At 66.2% G+C, this 19,876-nt stretch carries 17 protein-coding genes and 3 tRNA genes; 13 read left to right on the forward strand and 7 right to left on the reverse strand.

Translation table 11 applies throughout. From position 1 onward, the window contains the following. Positions 1 to 361 precede the first annotated feature (361 nt). Positions 362 to 1,213, forward strand: coding sequence for a polyphosphate kinase 2 family protein (locus ABIB54_RS01715; RefSeq protein WP_354573794.1), 852 nt, complete (start codon positions 362 to 364; stop codon positions 1,211 to 1,213). Between the two features lie 106 nt (positions 1,214 to 1,319). Here ABIB54_RS01715 and ABIB54_RS01720 read toward each other — a convergent pair whose 3' ends face one another. Next, positions 1,320 to 2,579, reverse strand: a complete 1,260-nt coding sequence (locus tag ABIB54_RS01720) for an isochorismate synthase (protein WP_354573795.1) — start codon at positions 2,577 to 2,579, stop codon at positions 1,320 to 1,322. 69 nt (positions 2,580 to 2,648) lie between these two features. Between ABIB54_RS01720 and ABIB54_RS01725 the strand changes: the two genes are divergently transcribed. The 3 genes from ABIB54_RS01725 to ABIB54_RS01735 all read left to right on the forward strand — a co-directional run bounded on the left by ABIB54_RS01725 (position 2,649) and on the right by ABIB54_RS01735 (position 5,994). Continuing rightward, a complete protein-coding gene (locus tag ABIB54_RS01725; RefSeq protein WP_354573796.1) occupies positions 2,649 to 3,461 on the forward strand; it encodes a demethylmenaquinone methyltransferase in 813 nt (270 codons plus the stop codon). Positions 3,462 to 3,497: 36 nt separating this feature from the next. Then, the gene (locus ABIB54_RS01730; RefSeq protein ID WP_354573797.1) at positions 3,498 to 4,580 is read left to right on the forward strand and encodes a polyprenyl synthetase family protein; all 1,083 of its coding nucleotides are present in this window, start codon (positions 3,498 to 3,500) and stop codon (positions 4,578 to 4,580) included. A 61-nt stretch (positions 4,581 to 4,641) separates the two neighbouring features. Beyond that, positions 4,642 to 5,994 (forward strand): FAD-dependent oxidoreductase, encoded by a 1,353-nt coding sequence (locus ABIB54_RS01735; RefSeq protein WP_354573798.1) that lies wholly within the window; start codon positions 4,642 to 4,644, stop codon positions 5,992 to 5,994. Between the two features lie 43 nt (positions 5,995 to 6,037). On the opposite strand, the gene cls is transcribed toward ABIB54_RS01735, so the two are convergent. Both cls and ABIB54_RS01745 read right to left on the reverse strand, forming a co-directional pair. Further along, entirely contained in the window at positions 6,038 to 7,513 is a 1,476-nt protein-coding gene (gene cls / locus ABIB54_RS01740; RefSeq protein ID WP_354573799.1) for a cardiolipin synthase, read from the reverse strand. 21 nt (positions 7,514 to 7,534) lie between these two features. Next, positions 7,535 to 8,023, reverse strand: coding sequence for a YajQ family cyclic di-GMP-binding protein (locus tag ABIB54_RS01745; protein WP_354573801.1), 489 nt, complete (start codon positions 8,021 to 8,023; stop codon positions 7,535 to 7,537). A 41-nt stretch (positions 8,024 to 8,064) separates the two neighbouring features. On the opposite strand from ABIB54_RS01745, the gene ABIB54_RS01750 reads away from it, so the two are divergent. Continuing rightward, positions 8,065 to 8,838 (forward strand): lytic transglycosylase domain-containing protein, encoded by a 774-nt coding sequence (locus ABIB54_RS01750; RefSeq protein WP_354573802.1) that lies wholly within the window; start codon positions 8,065 to 8,067, stop codon positions 8,836 to 8,838. A gap of 4 nt (positions 8,839 to 8,842) precedes the next feature. On the opposite strand, the gene ABIB54_RS01755 is transcribed toward ABIB54_RS01750, so the two are convergent. After that, positions 8,843 to 9,862 (reverse strand): LacI family DNA-binding transcriptional regulator, encoded by a 1,020-nt coding sequence (locus ABIB54_RS01755; protein WP_354573803.1) that lies wholly within the window; start codon positions 9,860 to 9,862, stop codon positions 8,843 to 8,845. 131 nt (positions 9,863 to 9,993) lie between these two features. On the opposite strand from ABIB54_RS01755, the gene ABIB54_RS01760 reads away from it, so the two are divergent. The 4 genes from ABIB54_RS01760 (at position 9,994) to ABIB54_RS01775 (ending at position 13,351) form a co-directional block, all read left to right on the forward strand. Next, a tRNA-Tyr gene (locus ABIB54_RS01760) sits at positions 9,994 to 10,075 on the forward strand. A 90-nt stretch (positions 10,076 to 10,165) separates the two neighbouring features. Next, positions 10,166 to 10,957 (forward strand): inositol monophosphatase family protein, encoded by a 792-nt coding sequence (locus ABIB54_RS01765; protein ID WP_354573804.1) that lies wholly within the window; start codon positions 10,166 to 10,168, stop codon positions 10,955 to 10,957. A 562-nt stretch (positions 10,958 to 11,519) separates the two neighbouring features. Further along, on the forward strand, positions 11,520 to 12,242 hold the full coding sequence (locus ABIB54_RS01770) for a M23 family metallopeptidase (protein WP_354573805.1): 723 nt from the start codon (positions 11,520 to 11,522) through the stop codon (positions 12,240 to 12,242). 230 nt (positions 12,243 to 12,472) lie between these two features. Continuing rightward, entirely contained in the window at positions 12,473 to 13,351 is an 879-nt protein-coding gene (locus tag ABIB54_RS01775; protein WP_354573806.1) for a M23 family metallopeptidase, read from the forward strand. 91 nt (positions 13,352 to 13,442) lie between these two features. Here the strand turns inward: ABIB54_RS01775 and ABIB54_RS01780 are convergent, their stop codons facing one another. Then, entirely contained in the window at positions 13,443 to 15,188 is a 1,746-nt protein-coding gene (locus ABIB54_RS01780; protein ID WP_354573807.1) for a glycoside hydrolase family 13 protein, read from the reverse strand. Between the two features lie 88 nt (positions 15,189 to 15,276). On the opposite strand from ABIB54_RS01780, the gene ABIB54_RS01785 reads away from it, so the two are divergent. From ABIB54_RS01785 to ABIB54_RS01800, 4 genes are all read left to right on the forward strand, one after another. After that, the gene (locus ABIB54_RS01785; protein ID WP_354573808.1) at positions 15,277 to 16,335 is read left to right on the forward strand and encodes a sodium:calcium antiporter; all 1,059 of its coding nucleotides are present in this window, start codon (positions 15,277 to 15,279) and stop codon (positions 16,333 to 16,335) included. Between the two features lie 97 nt (positions 16,336 to 16,432). Continuing rightward, positions 16,433 to 18,307, forward strand: coding sequence for a glycoside hydrolase family 13 protein (locus tag ABIB54_RS01790; RefSeq protein ID WP_354573809.1), 1,875 nt, complete (start codon positions 16,433 to 16,435; stop codon positions 18,305 to 18,307). A 77-nt stretch (positions 18,308 to 18,384) separates the two neighbouring features. Then, positions 18,385 to 18,456 (forward strand) — tRNA-Thr (locus ABIB54_RS01795). A 29-nt stretch (positions 18,457 to 18,485) separates the two neighbouring features. Continuing rightward, a tRNA-Met gene (locus tag ABIB54_RS01800) sits at positions 18,486 to 18,559 on the forward strand. Between the two features lie 133 nt (positions 18,560 to 18,692). Here ABIB54_RS01800 and ABIB54_RS01805 read toward each other — a convergent pair. Both ABIB54_RS01805 and ABIB54_RS01810 read right to left on the reverse strand, forming a co-directional pair. Next, entirely contained in the window at positions 18,693 to 19,292 is a 600-nt protein-coding gene (locus ABIB54_RS01805) for a DUF305 domain-containing protein (RefSeq protein ID WP_354573810.1), read from the reverse strand. 65 nt (positions 19,293 to 19,357) lie between these two features. Next, the gene (locus tag ABIB54_RS01810; RefSeq protein ID WP_354573811.1) at positions 19,358 to 19,810 is read right to left on the reverse strand and encodes a DUF6153 family protein; all 453 of its coding nucleotides are present in this window, start codon (positions 19,808 to 19,810) and stop codon (positions 19,358 to 19,360) included. Positions 19,811 to 19,876 lie beyond the last annotated feature (66 nt).

Raw genomic sequence — 19,876 nt, forward strand, 5'->3', positions numbered from 1 at the left:
GACTCGGGGGTAAATGCGACTTGTGGAGTGTCCTGGTCGCATGTAGTCCCGACTCGATGGGGTGGTGTCTCTGCCGGGGATTCGAGTCGGGGGTAGATGCGACTTCGGGAGTGTTTTGGCCGCGTGTTGTCCCGACTCGATCTGGCGCGGGGCGGGGGTCGGCGCGGGGATGGACGGAGAAGGAGGCGTCGGCGCGCGGATGGAGGGAGTCGGCGCGCGGATGGAGGGAGGGGCGGGCGTCGGTGCGCGGATGGACGGAGAAGGGGGCGGCACGCGCGGCGAGAGCGCGACGCCGACGTGTCGACGCCCCGGGTCGTGACCCCCGGTGGCGATATCCCCTGCCGCGAGTACCATCTGGCCTATGGCCAAAACTGTATGGACCGAAGACCCCGGCGCGGTGCTCAAAGTGGGTGCGGGATTCTCCCTTGCCGAGGTCGATCCATCGTCGACTCCCGGGATGGAGGGCGGCAAGTCCGCTGGCAAGGCGCTGCTCGAAAAAGGCCGTGCTGAGCTCGGCGATCTGCAGGAGAGGCTGTGGGCGGAGAGCCGCTTCGGCGGCACCCGCTCTGTTCTCCTGATTCTTCAGGCGATGGATACCGCGGGCAAGGGCGGAATCGTGGAGCACGTCGTCGGCGGGGTCGACCCCCAGGGCGTGACGATCTACGGGTTCAAGAAGCCGACCAAGGCTGAGCTCTCGCACGACTTCCTCTGGCGCGTGCGCAAGCAGTTGCCCACGGCGGGACACCTCGGCGTTTTCGATCGCTGTCACTACGAAGACGTGCTCATCGCGCGGGTTCGAAACCTCGCAGAGCCCGCGGTGATCGAAGAGCGCTACAGCGCGATCAACGAGTTCGAGAAGCAGGTGGTCGACAGCGGCACCACCATCGTGAAGGTCATGCTGCACATCAGCGCTGACGAGCAGAAGGAGCGACTAGGGGCGCGCCTCGACGACCCGGAGAAGAACTGGAAGTTCAACCCCGGCGACCTCGACGAGCGAGCGCTGTGGCCCCAGTATCAGGAGGCCTACCAGATCGCCGTCGAGAAGACTTCGACGGTGGATGTCCCGTGGTTCGTGGTCCCCGCCGACCACAAGTGGTACGCGAGGGTGGCGGTGCAGCACCTGCTGCTCGACGCGCTTCGGGGACTGCACCTCACCTGGCCGGTCGCCGAGTACGACGTGGCCGAACAGAAGGGGCGACTGGCCGACGCCTAACCGGCGGTCCGGCCCTCACGCCGCCGACGGTCGAGTAGCCAACGAATCGCGCCCGCCTCGGCCATCGCCTCGGTCCAGCCTCAGTCCAGAGCCGCAGGCCTTCGCCTCAGTCCAGCGCCTCCACGATGGGCCGGAACTTCATGCGCGTCTCGAGAAGCTCCCGCTCCGGCACCGACTCGGCGACGATGCCCGCACCGGCGTAGGCCGTGACCCTGCCGTCCCGATCGAACTGCGCGCTGCGCAACGCGACCGCCCACTCGCCGTCTCCATCCGCTCCCACCCAACCGACGGGGCCGGCGTACCGGCCGCGGTCGAAGGGCTCGAGCTCCCCGATGATCCGCAGGGCATCCGCCGTCGGTGTCCCCGCCACGGCGGCAGTCGGATGCAGCGAACCGATGAGGTCGAGCGAGGTCGACCCGTCGGTGAGATCCCCTTCGATGTCACTTGCGAGGTGCCAGACGTTCGGCAGTTTCAGGGTGAAGGGCATGTCGCTCGCCATCACATTCGGACTGTGTGACCGAAGCGACGCGAGCACGTTCTGCACCGCGTACCGGTGCTCATCCTGGTCTTTGGTCGAGGTGGCGAGCGCGGTCGCCGCTTGCTCATCGGACGCGGCATCCAGCCCGCGCGCGGCGCTGCCGGCAAGGACCCTCGCGGTCACCGAGCCGGCATCGACGGTGACGAGTGTCTCCGGGCTCGACCCGATGAAGCCGTCGACGGCGAACGTCCAGCAGTCGGGATAGCCCGCGGCGAGCACATCGATCATGCGACGGATGTCCGCGCCATCCGGCAGCTGGCCCACCAGTTCGCGGGCGAGCACCACCTTGCTCACCTCGTGGGAGCGGATGCGCCGCACGGCGGTCGCCACCGCGTCCCGATAGTCCGCGCCGGGCACCGTGCCAGGGTGGAAGTCGACGTGGAATCGTTGGCCGTAGGGTTCGAGCGGCGGCACGACGAGGGGTTCGAGGTCACCGATCGCGATTCGGGTGATCCAGCTCTGGCCCTTGTCCCGCCCGATGATCATCGACGGCACGAGGAGAACACTCGTCGTGGCCGAGCTGTCGGAAAACGCGAAACTCCCGAAGGCGAGCAGCCCGGTTCCCGTCCGCGCCAAGGGATCGGTGACGGTCGCGGCAGCGGAGATCCGTTGCCAGGCGACCGCGGCGTCACGCACGCGATCGGGGCCGCAGAACTCGAGCCGAAGCGCTTCACCGTGCCCGACGAGACCGAAACCGCGTCGCATCCAGAGCAGCGGATGCCGCGCCTCGAGCAGCGGCACGAGCGGGCCGAGATCCGCCGTCGGGGTGGTCTCGACCGTGAGGGACGGCACCGCGGCACCGTCGTCGAAGGGCGCGGATGCGGTCACCCGGCCAACACTAGCCGGGGCATGCTGTGAGCCACGGATGCACAGGAAGCCTGAACTACACTTGTGTGCGTGGCAAAGGCAGATCTGACCAAGCAACCCAAAGAGGTTGCCGAGATGTTCGACGGTGTAGCTAAGCACTACGACCGCACGAACGACGTCCTGTCCATGGGCAACTCGTTTATCTGGCGTATCGCCACCACGCGGGCCGTCGCGCCCGTCGCGGGCGAACGCATCCTCGACATCGCGGCCGGCACCGGAACCAGTTCCGTCGCGCTCGCAAAGAGTGGTGCCGACGTCGTCGCCGCCGATTTCTCGGCCGGCATGATCGAGGTCGGCCGGCAGAAGCATCCGTCCATCACCTTCGTCGAAGCGGATGCGACCGACCTGCCGTTCGCTGACGGTGAGTTCGACGCGGTCACCGCCTCGTTCGGGCTGCGCAACGTCGAAGACCCGAAGAAGGCCCTCGCCGAGATGTACCGGGTGCTCAAGCCCGGTGGTCGACTCGTGATCTGCGAGTTCAGCACCCCGTCTCGGGCGATCTTCCGTGCCGGCTATGGCGCCTACATGCGTTACCTGATGCCCTCGATCGTCGGGGCGGCGAGCTCCAACCCCGAGGCGTACACGTACCTCGCCGATTCGATCCGCGACTGGCCGGACCAGGTCACCCTCAGCCAGTGGATCCGCGGCGCCGGCTTCACTCGCGTGGCCTACCGCAACCTCACCGCCGGTGTCGTGGCGTTGCACCGCGGGCACAAGCCCGCCCGCGTTGTCACCCGTCGGGCAACCCGCAAGACCGCGGCGCCGAAGAAGCCCGTGATCGAAACCGTCGTCGACAATGATGTCGCCACCAACCCGGACAGCCCGGCGGCTCCGAAGCCCTAGGGCTTCGTTTCCGCCCTCGACGGTTAGGCCGACCTCGTGACTCCCAGCGCGCCCCTCGCCCGCCGCCGCAATTCGCTCAATTCCGCACTCGGACTCGGTGAGAAGCTCTTCTCCTCCGCGAGTGAACGCAGGTTCGCCGCGGCGATCGAAGACGGTCTCGAACAGGTAGAGACCGGCCTCCTCGGCCAGGTCTCCTTCGCCGACGACATCGCGGACGCCACCACCCGCTACCTTCTCGACGCCGGGGGAAAGCGGGTGCGTCCCACCCTTGCGCTCCTCACGGCCCAGCTCGGAACCGGCAACACCCCTGAGGTGGTGATCGCGGCAGAGGCCCTCGAGATCACCCATCTCGCATCGCTGTATCACGATGATGTGATGGATGAGGCAGGCATGCGCCGCGGGGTACCCAGTGCCCAGAGCGTATGGGGCAATTCGGTGGCCATCCTCACCGGTGATCTGCTGTTTGCGCGGGCATCCAAACTCATGTCGGGTCTGGGGGAACGCGCCATCATGCTGCAGGCCAACACCTTCGAGCGACTCTGTCTCGGCCAGTTGCACGAGACCATCGGGCCTCGTGACGACGAAGATCCGATCGACCACTACATCCAGGTGCTCGCCGACAAGACCGGCTCTCTCATCGCCGCCGCGGCGGAGATGGGAGTGATCTTCGGCAATGCGCCGGAGGAGTACCGCACCCCGGTGAAGGTCTTCGGCGAGAAGATCGGTGTCGCCTTCCAGCTCATCGACGACGTGATCGACCTGGCGGCCGGTGAAGAGGAGACGGGCAAGACCCCCGGAACCGACCTGCGCTCGGGTGTGGCCACCCTGCCGCTGCTGTATTTGCGCGACCTCGCGAAGACCGACGTGGATGCCGCGGACCTCCTCACTCGCATCGAACGCGACGTGAACGCGGCCCACTACTCTGCGGAACAGCCGGATGAGGCGGAGCTCGCTCTCGCGATCGCGGAATTGCGCGCCCACAGCGTGACCCAGAAGACCCTCGACGAAGCACACCGCTGGGCGCGGGAGGCCGTCGAGGCGCTCGGGCCGCTTCCCGACGGTCCGGTGAAGAAGGCGCTCACCCGCTTCGCCGAGAGTGTCGTCGAACGCTCCAACTGACCGAACCGATGCTGCCGGCCGGCGAGCCCGTCGAGAGCCGCCGCAAACCAACAAGGAACCCATGACGAAACTGAGACTCGCCATTGTCGGCGCCGGTCCCGCCGGAATCTACGCGGCGGACATCCTGCTCAAGGCGGAGAAGAACTTCGACGTGTCGATCGACCTCTTCGAGCAGCTTCCGGCACCGTACGGGCTGGTGCGCTATGGCGTGGCTCCGGACCACCCACGCATCAAGGGCATCATCACCGCGCTGCGGGAGGTGCTCGACACCGGTCGCATCCGGCTGTTCGGAAACGTCCTCTACGGCCGCGACATCACGCTCGATGACCTGAAGAAGCACTACAACGCGGTGATCTTCTCGACCGGCGCGGTGCGGGATGCCGACCTCGACATCCCCGGGATCGATCTCGAGGGAAGCTACGGTGCGGCCGAATTCGTGAGCTGGTACGACGGTCATCCTGATGTTCCGCGCGCGTGGCCGCTGACGGCGAAGGAGGTCGCGGTGATCGGCAACGGCAACGTCGCTCTCGACGTTGCCCGGATCCTCGCCAAACACGCGGACGACCTGCTTCCCACCGAGATCCCGTCGAACGTCTACGACGCCCTTCTCGCGTCACCGGTCACCGACGTTCATGTCTTCGGCCGTCGCGGTCCGATGCAGGTGAAGTTCACGCCGCTCGAACTGCGCGAGCTCGGCGAGTTGCGCGACGTGGACATGATCGTGCACGACGAGGACTTCGACTACGACGAGGCCTCGAAGACGGCCATCGCGACCAACAAGCAGGTGTTGGTCATCGACAAGGTCTTCACGCAGTGGCGCGCTCGCGATGCCGGCACCGCATCCCGTCGGCTGCACTTGCACTTCCACGCGAAGCCGGTGGAAGTCACCGGAGACGGCCGGGTCGCGGGATTCCGCTTCGAACGTACGGCACCCGATGGTCAGGGCGGCGTGATCGGCACCGGGGAGATCCGGGAGCTGCCGGTGCAGGCTGTCTATCGAGCGGTCGGCTACTTCGGGTCGCCGCTCGCAGAGATCCCCTTCGATGAGAAGCGCGGGGTGATCCCCAATCGTGAGGGCCAGGTTCTGGATGACTCTGACCACCCCCTGCCGGGCGTCTACGCCACCGGGTGGATAAAGCGCGGACCGGTCGGCCTCATCGGTCACACCAAGAGCGACGCGATGGAGACCATCAAGCACGTCGTGAACGACCAGGCGAACTGGTGGGCGCCGACGCACCCCGATGAGCAGTCCGTCGTCGACCTGCTCCAGGAACGCGGGGTCGAATTCACCGATCTCGGTGGCTGGCACCGGCTGGACGAGCACGAGAAGGCCCTCGGCGAGCCGACCGGACGCGCCAGGATCAAGGTCGTGCCCCGTGACGAGATGGTGACCGTCTCTCGCGCCTCGGACTGATTCGCATTCGGGAACGGGAGACCGGACTCCCGACGGATCCGAGCTACTGCACGGCCGCCGTCAGTCGCGCGGTATTGTCGAGCACCTTCGAACGCAGGGGGCGGGTGAGCCAGTCATCGAGCAGGAGTTCGGTGCACTGCTCGCGATAGGACTCCTCCACCTCGCGAAGCTGCGAGACGATATGACGCCCGTGGAGCATGACGGAGATCTCGTAGTTGAGGCTGAAGGAGCGCATGTCCATGTTGCTCGAGCCGATCACGGCGACCTCATCGTCGATCGTGAAGTGCTTGGCGTGCAGCACCGTCGGCGACTTGTAGAGCCAGATGCGCACGCCGGCTCGCAGCAGGGCCTCGTAATAGCTCCGCTGCGCGTGGAACACCACGGGCTGGTCGGCGACCGCTGAGCAGAAGAGCTGCACATCCAGCCCGCGATACGCCGCATTGGTGATGGCGTAGAGCATCGAGTCATCCGGAACGAAATACGGGCTCGTGATGATCACCCGGCGCTGCGCGCTGTACACGAGCGAGTCGAACAGTCGCAGGTTGTTCTCCAGATCGAATCCGGGGCCACTCGGAACGACCTGGGCGTCGATCGCGTCCCTGATCTTCTCGTCCGGAATGCGGTCGGTCTCTCGCATGAGCAACTCGTCGGTCTCGCTGTACCAGTCGGTGACGAAGAGGGCGTTGATACCCGCGACGATCGGTCCCTCGAACCGCACCATCAGGTCTTTCCACCTGAGGCCGCGGCGAATGTTTCCCCGCTTGTTGTAGCTGCGGTCGATCATGTTCTGCGAGCCGGTGAAGGCGAGGGTGCGATCGATCACGAGCAGCTTGCGGTGGTTGCGCAGGTCGGGTCGTTGCCAGCGACCACGCCAGGGCTGGATCGGCAGCATCAGGTGCCAGTTCGCGCCGATGTGCTTCAGGCGGCGGATGGTCCGCAGGTAGCCGGGGGAGCGGATGGATGCCACGTGGTCGAGCAGCACGCGAACGGTCACCCCTCGCGCCACCGCCGCTTCGAGAGCGTCGAAGAACGGCTTCGTCGTCGAGTCGTACGACAGGATGTAGAACTCCGCGTGCACGAAGCGTTTGGCCGTTTCGACGGCCTCCGTCATGGCGGCGAGGGACTCCGAATACTCGGTGTAGAGCTTCGCCGTGTTGCCTCCGACGAGAGGCATCGAGCCGAGGGTGCGATTCTGCTCCACGATCGGCTCAAGCCAACCGGGGAAGTCGACTTCCTTTTCGACCCGATCCATCCCCTCGGTGGTCTCGAGGATGAAGGAATTGATCTCCACCTGCTTCTCGCGTCGTCGTTGCGGGAGTTTTCTGCTGCCGAACAGCAGGAAGAGCACGATGCCGATGTACGGGATCAGGAAGATCGCGAGGAGCCAGGCCATCGCGGTCTGCGGCTTGCGATTCTGGGGAACGATGATCACCGCGAGGACGCGGATCACGATGTCGACCACCAGCGCGATCGTCGCAAAGACCGAGCTCGCAAAGAAGTTGACGATGAAGGAGACCACTGGTTCGGGTGCGCGGAGGGCTCAGCGGAAGTTGACGAACTGAAGGTCGATATCGAGATCCGCGCCCTTGAGAAGCGCCATCGTCGATTGCAGGTCGTCGCGGCTCTTCGACGTGACGCGCAACTCATCGCCCTGGATCTGCGCCTTCACGCTCTTGGGGCCCTCGTCGCGGATGAGCTTCGAGACCTTCTTCGCGTCCTCACTGGAGATGCCGTTCTTGAGCGAGACGTCGATGCGGTATTCCTTACCGGAGGCGTAGGGATCCCCGGTGTCGAGACTGCGCAGGGAGATGCCGCGCTTGATGAACTTGGCCTCGAGCACCTCGAGCACCGCCTTCACGCGATCTTCGGAGGAGGCCTTGAGCAACAGCTTCTCGCCGCTCCAGTCCACCTCTGCCCCCACGTTCTTGAAGTCGTACCGCTGGGCGATCTCTTTCTGTGCCTGATGGAGTGCGTTATCGGCCTCCATTTTGTCGACCTTGCTCACGATGTCAAAAGTTGGGTCAGCCATGCCAGCAGTTTAACGGGCGGGTCGGGCGAAGATAGGAGCCGATGTCGATTCTGCGCGTGATCCTGATCTCCGTGGCTGGCCTGGTGGTCACCGTGGCCGTGATCGGCGCCATCGTGGTGTTCGCGCTGCCGGGAGGAATTGCGCTTCATCGGCTTCCGGATGCCGCTGGCCGGTCGACCCCGCTCGCGCGGTTCGCGACGGCCGCGCCCGTTACCGCAGCGGCGGTCCCCGCCGGCCCCGCCCTTTCGGCGCTCGCCGATCCGGCCTGGGTCGCAACCACCGCCAAGAAGACCGGGATTCCGTCGAGGGCGCTCGCCGCCTATGCCGGCGTGGCTATCTCGTTCGAGAGTCGTGAGTGCGGAATCGGCTGGAACACGCTGGCGGGCATCGGGGACATCGAGTCGCGCCACGGCACGATCTTCGGTGGGCACATCGCCGCGGATGGCACGGCCACCCCCGCGATCTTCGGGGTGCCGCTCGCCGGGGGAGCCGTCGCGAACATCCCCGATTCCGATAGGGGCACGATCGACGGAGATGCGAGCATCGATCGGGCCGTCGGACCGATGCAGCTCATCCCGGAGGCCTGGCGCAACTGGCATGCGGATGGCAATGCCGATGGGGTACAGGATCCACAGAACATCGATGACGCGACCCTCGCCGCGGCGGGCTACCTATGCCGCGCCGGTGGCAAGGCGTTGAATACGGAAAGCGGCTGGCGGCAGGCGGTGCTCGCGTACAACGGGTCACAGCAGTACCTGGATGACGTCATCAGGTACTCCACAGGCTACGCAGCCGACGTGGCGCCGTCACCCTAGGCGATCACCGCGCCGATGGACGCGCCGTCGTCGAGCGCACCATGAGTTCGAAGGGGAGCGGCGTGTTCGACGAACCGAGGGTTCGGCGATCGGGGTGCAGCTCGTCCATGAGCAACTCGACCGCAAGGCGGCCCTGCAGCTCGGGAAACTGCGCAACCGTCGTGAGCCCGAAGAAGTCGCTGAGCTCGTGGCCGTCGATGCCGATCACGGAGATATCGGCGGGCACCCGAAGTCCGAGGTCGCGTGCGGCCAGGATGGTGCCGATGGCCATCTCGTCGGATGCGGCGAACACGGCGGTCGGCCGGGTCCGGGGGTTGCCGAACAGTTGCTTCGCCGCCGCGTACCCACCCGGAATGGTGAAGTCCGCAGACCGGAACAGCGACGGATCCGGCGAGATCCCCGCGGCTTCAAGCGCGGCCTCGTATCCGACCCGCCGGTTGGTGGGCAGGTGGAAGTCCCGCTCCGACTCCTGGTCGCCGCCGATGTGGGCGATCGACACGTGTCCGAGGGCGAGCAGATGCTCCGTCGCGAGCCGAGCGACCGCCACATCGTCGATGCTGAAGGTGCGCACGCCCTTCAGCGGTCCGCCAACGCCCACGATCGGCTTGCCGAGGGCGAGCAGGCCGGCGAGCTCGACCGGGGTGAGTTCGAGGGAGATCGCGACGACGGCATCCACCCGCTTGCGCAGCAGAAAGTGCTCGAAGACACTGCGTCGTTCTTCCCCGCCCCCACCGAGGTTGTAGAGGGTGAGGTCGTAGCCATTGCTCAGCAGCGAACGTTCGGCCCCCTCGAGCACCGAGCTGTAGAACCACCGGTTGAGAAAGGGGATGACGACGCCGATGTTCTTGGTGCGCCCGCTCGCGAGGCTCGAGGCGTTCGAGCTCACGACGTAGCCGAGGTCCGCGGCTGCGGCTGTCACGCGTGCCTTCGTGATGTCGGAGACGTGGCCGTTGCCGCTCAGGGCCCTGGACACCGTGGCGGTGGACACGCCGGCGGCATCCGCGACCTCCTGGATGCCAGCCATCCACCCGTCCTCTCACCCATCGTCGTGTGACCGACTGAATCTTATGGCCTCGCTCACCCCGCCCTCGATTTCGCGGGAGCCATTCACCCTGTATCCTTTATTTGCGCGTTCGGCCCGTGGTCGATGTGCATGGCAAGTTACCCAAGTGGCCAAAGGGATCTGACTGTAAATCAGCCGTCTACGACTTCGTGAGTTCGAATCTCGCACTTGCCACAGCAGCACCTGCACGACCGACGGCCCGGCTCGATACGAGACGGGCCATTCGTGTCTCATCAGCGCACCGCTACCGAGAGCCAGGAATCCATGACGGCCGAACTGCTCGAGATCGCCCGCACCGTGGCCGTGCAGGCGGCTGCTCTCGCGCAACTGCGCCGCTCCGAGGGGGTCGAGGTTGCGGCGAGCAAGTCGTCGACCGAAGATATCGTGACCTTTGCGGATCGGGAGACCGAGGCGCTCATCCGTTCGAGACTCGCCGAATTGCGACCTCACGACGGATTCTTCGGGGAGGAGAGCGGTGCGGAGACCGGCACGAGCGGTCTCACCTGGGTCGTCGACCCGATCGACGGCACCGTCAACTTCCTCTACGGGATTCCGCACTACGCCGTGAGCATCGCGGTGGTCGAGGGGGATCCGGATCCGCTCACCTGGCGCGCGCTCGCCGGAGTGGTCGCGAACCCCGCCAGTGGCGAGACCTTCTCCGCGCGGGAGGGCGGAGGGGCATACCTCGGCGCTTCGCCGATCCGCGTCGCTCCGGCGGTCGAGCTCTCCCAGGCCCTCGTCGGCACCGGGTTCTCGTATCTCGCGGACATCCGTTCGGAGCAGTCGCAGGTGCTCAGCGGACTGCTCCACCGGGTGCGGGACATCCGTCGCATGGGCGCCGCGTCCCTCGACCTGTGCGCCGTCGCCTGTGGTCGGCTGGACGCCTATTTCGAGCGGCGGCTCAGCCCCTGGGATCACGCCGCGGGTGCCCTCATCGCCCGGGAAGCCGGTGCGCGAGTCACCGGGATGGATGGCGCGCCGCCGTCTCGCGAGTTCGTCCTGGCCGCCGAACCCACGCTCGCCGCCGGGCTCGAGCGGCTGTTCGCAGAACTCTGAGCGCCGGTTCAGGCTGCGCTGCGACGATGGACGGCATCGTTCCGCGCACGCTGGAGCGATTGCCGTTTGGGCGGCAGTGTCGTACCCTTTACCTATTCGTTATAAGTTCCGAGGGCTTGCACCAGGGGCTTAGCGCCAAGAATCACTGACCTACAGACGTACTCGAGTTCTCCAGCTCGCTGTATTTGTTGTTGGAGGACCATCAGCTTGAACGCCTATCCCTCATCCATGCCTGCATCATCGGTGAATCCGGAGAACCGATAGCGTGGCCGGCTTCGATTGGAGCGCCGAGTCCGCCCGTGACCAAGAGTCACGTGACACGGAGCGCAGCGACACGACAGCGGCCGAGCCCGCCGCCACCTCACGCCGAGCCCTGAGGGAACAGGAGACGGCGGCATCCGCGTCCCGAGTTCGCAGCCTGAAGGCACCCCGAGCACTCAAGGAACCCCGAGCCCGCGCCCCGAAAACCCGAGCTCCAAAAAAAACTTCGGCTCGTGCCGCGACCCCGCGACCGAGTGCTCCCCGTGCATCAGCGGTCCGCACGACAACGGTTCGCCCGACCGTGAGTCGCTCGGCCCCCCGTCGCGGGCAGCTCCTGCGCAAGTTCATCACCGTCAGCGCGATGTTCGGTGCTGGCGCACTTCTCGTCGCGACCTCCCTCCCGGCCGTGGCGCTGCAGATGAACTCGGCCAGTGCTCTGACGCCCGAGCTTCCCACCACCTCGAATTCCCAGGTGCAAAGCCTCATCGTGAACCATGAAGCCGCGGATGCCGCCCCCACCCGGGACCCGTACACCGTGGTCAACACGATCCAGCAGGCCCGCATGAAGTTCGGACTGAAGAGCTTCTCGTACACGAACGATACGAACGGCACGATCCAGTGGCCGTTCCCGTCGCCAGTTCCGATCAGCTCGGGCTTCGGCGCGCGCGTCTCCCCCTGCGGAGGCTGTTCCTCGTTCCATGAGGGCGTGGACTTCATCCCCGGAGCGGGAACGCCGATCGGTGCGATAGCGGACGGCACCGTCACCTATGCCGCATATGACGGCAATTTCGGCTACCACGTGATCATCGACCACAACATCAACGGCCAGAAGGTGCAGAGCCTCTACGCCCACATGCTCGCCGGCTCCATCAAGGTGGTGGTGGGCCAACAGGTCACCGTGACCCAGGAACTGGGCCTGGTGGGGAGCACCGGACACTCCACCGGCGCCCATCTCCACCTCGAGGTCCATCTCGACGGCACGCCGGTGGATCCCTTCGCCTGGCTGAAGGCGAACGCGAACTGACGTTCGCCCCCGCTTGCGGGGCTGGCCTTCTTGGCCGCGTTTAGCTACTCTTAACGAATTCGTTACTTTCGTATACACATTGTGATGCTTGGCAGGCGAAGTATCCGTGTGGCCGTACCAGTCCAGTGGTGCCGCGCATTCCCGCAAGGAGCAGCAGTCGTGTCACCATCGTCCAGTGTTCTCTCGAGCGCGTGTGGGAACGATCTCCCTGTGCGCCTCCCGGGACTCGTGTGAGCGGCGACCTCGGACTGCCGCCCGCGCGATCACGTCGCGAGCTGGCGGAGCGTCGATCCTCACAGCCCCGGAAGCGCGCGCGCCGGGTTCGTGCGCTGACACCGGCCGCGCTCCCGGCGGCGCCCCTCCGCCGCAACGCGGTGCGGCGGGTGCTTCGCAAGCTGATGACCGTCGGGGCGATGGCGGGAGCCGCCGCGTTGCTCGTCTCCACCTCCCTGCCGGCAAGCGCCTTCCTGCCCGTCTCCTCCGGATCCAGTGCGTCGGCGACCACAGCATCCCTCAGCGCGGCCGTGCCCGCCGAGGCCCCTGCGGTGCAGAACATGCGGGTGGATGCCGCGGCCGCGGCCGCCGCGCCCACCAGGGACGCCTACACCGTCGTCTCTCTCGTGCAACAGATCGCCACCAAGTACGCGGCTGCCGCGCGCAGCAGCGCCTACACCAACGATCCGAACGGCACGATCCAGTGGCCGTTCCCCGTGCCGGTGCCGATCACCTATGGATTCGGTCCGCGTTCCGTGCCCGGATGTGGATTCTGCTCCACCTTCCACGAGGGCGTCGACTTCACGCCGGGCTCGGGCGTCGCCATCCAGGCCATCGCCGATGGAGTGGTGAGCAAGGTCGAGTTCGACCACGGTGGCCTCGGCAACAACGTCACCATCGACCACAACATCAACGGCCAGAAGGTGCAGAGCATCTACGGGCACATGCTCACCGGTTCGGTGCGAGTCGTGGTCGGCCAGATGGTCAAGGTGACGGATGAGGTTGGCCAGGTCGGCAGCACCGGCGCCTCGACCGGTGCTCACCTTCACCTCGAGATCCACCTCAACAACACCCCGGTTGACCCCTTCGCCTGGCTCAAGGCCAACGCGAACTGACCCGCCGTCGGTCGGGTGGGTCGCGCAGCGACCGTATCGAGGCCTACAGACCTAGAGACCTGCAGACCTAGAGACCTGCAGACCTAGAGACCTAGGCGCGAAGCCAGACCGCGGTGTCACCCGGCAACGAGCGTCCAGCGAAGCCCTCGGAGGCCACGATGATCTCCCCGGCGGGCAGGTCGACCGGCTCGGCACCGGTGTTGGCGATCACGGTGACAGACCCGTTACGGAACGCGACGACGGCATCCGGGTAGCCCGTGAGCCACTCGACATGACCGAGTCCGAGGTCCGCGACGGAGCGCTCGGCCAGAAGTGCGCGATAGAGCTCGAGAGTCGAGCCGGGGACGTCCCGCTGGGAGTCGCGGGCATAGGGAGCCCAGTCCGCCGGTTGCGGGAGCCAGCTCTTGCCGCTGGTACCGAAGCCGTAGGACGGCGCGTCGGCCTCCCAGGGGATCGGCACGCGACATCCATCCCGGCCGTAGCGTTCGCCGTCGGTGCGGAACCAGGTGGGATCCTGGCGCGCCTCGTCGGGAAGGTCGATGACCTCGGGCAGCCCGAGCTCCTCGCCCTGGTAGAGGTAGGCGCTGCCGGGCAGGGCGAGCATGAGGGTCGTCGCGGCGCGCGCGCGTCGAAGTCCGAGGGAGCGCAAGGGGTGGCCAGGGGATCGCGGTCCGATCCCGTGGCCCTGAGGGTTCTCGGCGGTCACCGCGAGGCGTGAGGCGTGACGCACGACGTCGTGGTTAGAGAGCACCCAGGTGCTCGGAGCGCCGACGCCGGTGAACGCGGCGAGCGAGGCGTTGATGATCGCCCGCATCGTCGGGCCGCTCCACGGGGTCTCGAGGTAGGAGAAGTTGAAGGCCTGCTGCATCTCGTCGGGTCGCACCCAGCGCGCGAGCTTGGTCAAGGGCTCCACCCAGGCTTCGGCGCAGAGAACCCGGTCGCCCTCGTATTCCTCGAGCACGGAGTGCCAGTCGCGGTAGATCTCGTGCACGCCGTCCTGGGCCCAATAGGGCCGGGTGACGTCGTTGTCGAGATTCGCGTCGATCTGAGGCTCGAGCCCCAGGGTGCCGCTGCCGCCCATGCTGCCGCCATCGGCCGGAGCCGTGTAGTCGGGAAGGCCGTCGGCCTTGATCAGGCCGTGTGCGACATCCACCCGGAAACCGTCGACGCCGCGGTCGAGCCAGAACCGCAGGATGTCGCGGAACTGTTCGCGCACCCAGGGGTTCTGCCAGTTGAGATCGGGTTGCGAGGAGTCGAAGATGTGAAGGTACCACTGGCCGGGACGGCCGTCGGGGTTGGTGAGTCGGCTCCAGGCGGAGCCGCCGAACACGGATTCCCAATTGTTGGGCGGTAGTTCGCCGTTGAGGCCCGTGCCCTCGCGGAACATGTAGCGGTCGCGCTCTGGGCTCCCCTCTGGCGCGGCCAAGGCCTGCTGGAACCAGATGTGCTGGTCGGACGAGTGGTTGGGCACGAGGTCCACGATGAGTTTGAGGCCGAGTTCGTGAACCCGCTTCTCGAGTGCCGCGAAGTCGGCGAGGGTGCCGAAGATCGGGTCGACGTCGCAATAGTCGGCGACGTCGTATCCGGCGTCCTTCTGCGGCGAGGTGTAGAACGGCGAGAGCCAGACGGCATCCACCCCCAGCTCCACCATCGCGGGAAGCCGTTCGGTGATGCCGATGAGGTCGCCGAGGCCGTCGTCACCCATGCCGTCGGCGAAGGACCGAGGGTAGATCTGGTAGATGACGGCGGAGCGCCACCATTCGTTTCCGGAGGCGCTGGAGAGTGTGGTGGTCTCGGTTGCGGGCGCAGAAAAACCCTGCCGAATGTCGAGGCTCATCCGAAAACCTTATTGCATCCCCCGTTGCCCGAAATCGCGGAGCCGCTGGCCGCCCGCCGGAGTGGCAGAGAGCGTACTGTCTGCAGACGTGAACACTCTGCCCCTCTGGCTGCTTGTGCTGATTTTCGTCGCGGGAGCGGCCGTCATCTGGGTGGCGGGCATCCAACTCTCCAAAACGACGGATGTCCTGGATAAGCGGCTGCACCTCGGTAGTGCCCTCGGCGGACTCATCGTTCTCGCGGTTGCCACCAATCTCCCCGAGATCGCCATCACCGTCAGCGCCGCACTATCGGGGAATATCGAGGTCGCAACGGGAAACATCCTGGGCGGCATCGCGATGCAAACAGTCGTGCTGGCCGTCCTCGATCTCTTCGGACGGCGCGGAAAGGGCGTGCGGCCGCTGACCTACCGGGCCGCCTCCCTGACATTGGTGCTCGAAGCGGTGGTCGTCGTCGCGGTTCTGTCTGTCGTCGTCGCAGGCAGCCAGCTTCCCGCCGGGCTCGTGTTTGCCCGGGTCACCCCGGATGTGCTCGTCATCGCCGCCCTCTGGATTGTCGGCCTGATGCTGGTACAACGCTCCGGCTCACACCTGCCCTGGCACGAGGACGGGGCGGCACCGGACTCGTCTCCGCATCCCCGCGGACATCGACGCCACACTCCCGACAAGAAGATGAGTGTGACGAAAGCCGCCATCGTGTTCGCCGTCTCCGCCCTTGCCACCCTCGTCGCGGGGGTGGTGCTCGAGCGGGCCGGGGATGCCGCGTCGTCGCAGATCGGTCTGTCGGGGGTGCTCTTCGGGGCGACCTTCCTGGCGTTGGCGACATCCCTGCCCGAGATCTCCACCGGGCTTCAAGCCGTGAAGCAGGGCGATGACAATCTGGCGATGAGCGACATCTTCGGCGGGAACGCCTTCTTGCCTGTTCTCTTCCTCGTCGCGACGATCATCTCCGGCGCCTCGGTGCTGTCCCATGCCAACTCCAGCGATATCTACCTCACCGCCCTCGCGGTGCTGCTCACTCTGATCTATATCGTCGGTCTGATCTTTCGACCGTCCCGACGGATCCTCGGCATGGGTGTCGACTCTCTCACCGTGGTCGTCGTCTACGCCGTGGGCATCCTCGGGCTGCTCTCGATCACGAGCGGATGACCGAACTCCCGTCGTAATCGGGCCGTAACGGCGCTACGGTACCTTCGACATCAGTATCGGCGGGCAATTCAGCCCCGCAGGCCATCGAAGGGTCCCCATGGGTATCGTCAACACGCCGCACCACGACGGTTCTCCCCTCTATGTCTCCGATTCCGCACCCCAGCTCGGTGACCACGTGCGTGTGCGCATCCGCATCCCCGCGGGCTTCGGACCGGTCATCGCCGTGCACACCCGCTCCAATCCCGACCACGAGCCGCGGTTCGCCGTGGCCTCGCCCGTTGCGGATGTCGACGGGTGGGAGTGGTGGGAGGCCGAGATCGAGATCGAGAACCCGGTGCACGGCTATCGCTGGCTGCTCTCCCTCGCGGACGGCGGTTCGGTCTGGGTGAACGCCACCGGCGTCCACACCATCGAGACCCTCGATTCGGAGGACTTCCGGATGGTGACCTACCCGGCGGCACCGGACTGGGCCTCGTCGACGGTGATGTACCAGATCTTCCCCGACCGATTCGCCCGGTCTGCAGCGGCATCCGCTCGCCAACTGCCCGATTGGGCCGTGCCGGCCGCGTGGACGGATGATGTGGTGTACGTGGGTGCGGACACTCCCCGCCAGTTCTATGGCGGCGATCTCGCGGGCATCGCCGAGCATCTCGACCATCTGGTGGCGCTCGGGGTGAACCTCATCTACCTGACGCCCGTGTTTCCGGCGCAGTCCAACCACCGCTACGACGCGTTGTCCTTCGCCGAGGTGGATCCGCTGCTCGGCGGGGACGAGGCGCTCGTCGCACTCATCGACGCGGCGCACGGGCGCGGACTGCGGGTGATCGGGGACCTCACCTCCAACCACAGCGGGGACGCCCACGAGTGGTTCCGGGCCTCCCACCTCTCGCCGGAGGCCCCGGAGAGCGAGTTCTATTACTGGCTCGATGAGCAGCAGGATCGCTACGTGTCGTGGCTCGGGGTGCCGAGCCTCCCCAAGTTCAACTGGAACTCGGCCGAGCTGCGCCGACGCTTCATCGACGGCCCAGAGTCTGTCGTCGCGAAGTGGCTCGGCGCGCCCTATAACCTCGACGGCTGGCGCATCGATGTCTCCAACATGACCGGACGCTATCTCGACCAGGACCTCAACCTGGAGGTGCGTCGCACGATCCGCCGCACTATGGTCGCCACGAAGACGGACACGATTCTGCTCGGGGAGTCGACGAACGATGCCGCGAGCGACTTTCCCGGGGACGCCTGGCACGGTGCGATGACGTACGCCAACTTCACCCGGCCGGTCTGGGGCTGGCTCTCCGAGCCCGGGAGCCTCGCGCCCGGCGGCATCGGCATGGCGCTCGGCACCGTCCCCGGCTACAGCGGGATCGAGGTGCATGCGGCGCACATCCGCTTCACCGCGGCGTTCCCGTGGCGCGTGCGGCTGCACAATATGAATGCCCTCGACACCCATGACACCCCACGTTTCCTCACCCATGCCCGGCCGGGCACCGTTCCTGTCGCGTTCGGTCTCTCGGTGACGTTGCCGGGCATCCCCGTCGTCTTCGCCGGCGACGAGTTCGGACTCACCGGCACGGACGGCGAGCACTCCCGCACTCCGATGCCCTGGGGAACCGAGGCGGCGGCCGCCGACACCATCTCCCTCTATTCGCGCCTGATCCACCTTCGAACCTCTCATCCGGCATTGAATGGTGGCGGCATCCGCTGGTTGCATGCCGGCAGCGAGGTGCTGGTCTTTGTGCGGGAGTCAGCCGAGGAGAGCGTGCTCGTCGTAGCGGCCCGGGATGACTTCGACGTGACTCTTCCGCCGCACGCGGTGGCCGGCCTCCCGGTGACACTCTTCGGCCGGATGGGTGCGGTGCAGACGCCGGAGGGCCTCAGGCTGAGCGGATCCGGACCGGCCTTCGGCGCGTTCGAGTTGCCGGGCATCACGCTTCCCGACTTCTTCGAGCCCGGTGTGATCCTCGCCCTCGAGTAGCGGCGCGGCGGGCCCCGCCGCGGATGCTATTCTCTAACGGTGCCAAAATGGCGCGTGGAGAGTCGCGCGCTGCTTTCGCCCCCTTAGCTCATTGGTAGAGCACTTCCTTGGTAAGGAAGAGGTAGTGGGTCCGATTCCCACAGGGGGCTCTCGTAACCCGTTTGTCTGGTTACGTCCCGGCGGGGTAGCTCAGGTGGTTAGAGCACACGGCTCATAATCGTGGTGTCGCGGGTTCAAGTCCCGCTCCCGCTACAGAAGCGCTGGTTGCGCAAGGTCTCGGCCGTTCTCGAGCCCGGCTCGGATGGGTCGATCGGCGGACAGCCGACCGAGAGCCGATCCGAGCGCGGCCGTCGACTCGATCGAACGACGGCCGCCCCGGGTGCCCCTACAGGGTGGCGAGAATGTCCTTCATCTTCTGGATCTCGCCGGCCTGGGTAGAAACGATCTTCTTCGCCAGGGCGATCGCCGCCGCGTTCTTGCCGTCGCTCACCTCGGTCTCGGCCATTGTGATCGCACCCTCATGATGGGCCGTCATGCCTGTGAGGAAGAGGCGTCCGGCCTCGGTACCGGAGGCATCCTTCAAGCCGGTCATCTCCGAGTCCGACATCATTCCGGTGTCGCCGTGATCCATGCCCGACATGCCCGTGCCCGATGCGCCCCAGGTAGTGAGCCACGCGTTCATCGTGGCAATCTCCGGGCCCTGCGCGGCCGTGATGTCGGTGGCCAACGCGCTGATCCGGCGGTCGATCCCGGATTTGGTCAGAATCATGTCCGACATCTCGACGGCCTGTTCATGGTGGGGCACCATCATTTGAGCGAACACGACGTCCTGGTCGTTGAAGGCCCCCTGGGAGGAGCGCGGAGCGGATGACGCGGAATCCCCGTCATTCATGCTGCCCATCGGCTGCGAGCTGGAGCAGGCGGCAAGAGTGAGCGTGGCGGCGAGAATGACGGTGATGACGACGGTGGTACGAATTTTTGGCATGCGTGTTTGTCCAATCAGAGAGGGTGAGTTCGGTGCAGGGGGAGCCCGCATACGGGCGCACGAAATCAGGTTCTGCTGATGGAGAGGGCGTCGAGGTTCGGTGCTGGCGGGACGGCCGACGCGGCGGCCGCGAGTGCCGGGCGAAGGAAGTTGCGCGACCGACGCGGCGGGCCCGACCACTCGGTTCGTCGTGCGCCGGCAGCCATCACGGCAGTGGCCAGAAGGGCGATCACGCACGCCAGGGTGGTCATCACCTGGCCAGGATCACAGACGCCGGAACATCCGTGCGATCCCGCTGATGAGCCGCCGGTGGATTCCATGGCGTCGGCATGGTGCAAGTCTGCTGGCATCGCGTTTGCTGCGCCGGTTCCGCCAGCATGATCGCCCATCGATGACGAGATCGTGTGCATCGCGAGAAGGCCGGCCACGACCGCGACGACGACCGTGAGAAGCAGCAGGGTCTTCCGGAGCGCGGAGGGATTGAGGATCCAGTCAGACGCTCGGATCACACTCACCATGCCACCCCTTCGAATGATGCCAACGCTAGCCGAGCCGGGGAGCTGCGGCCTGAGTCGATGCTGCGC

The sequence above is a fragment of the Frigoribacterium sp. UYMn621 genome, assembly GCF_040549525.1.
GTDB lineage: Bacteria > Actinomycetota > Actinomycetes > Actinomycetales > Microbacteriaceae > Lacisediminihabitans.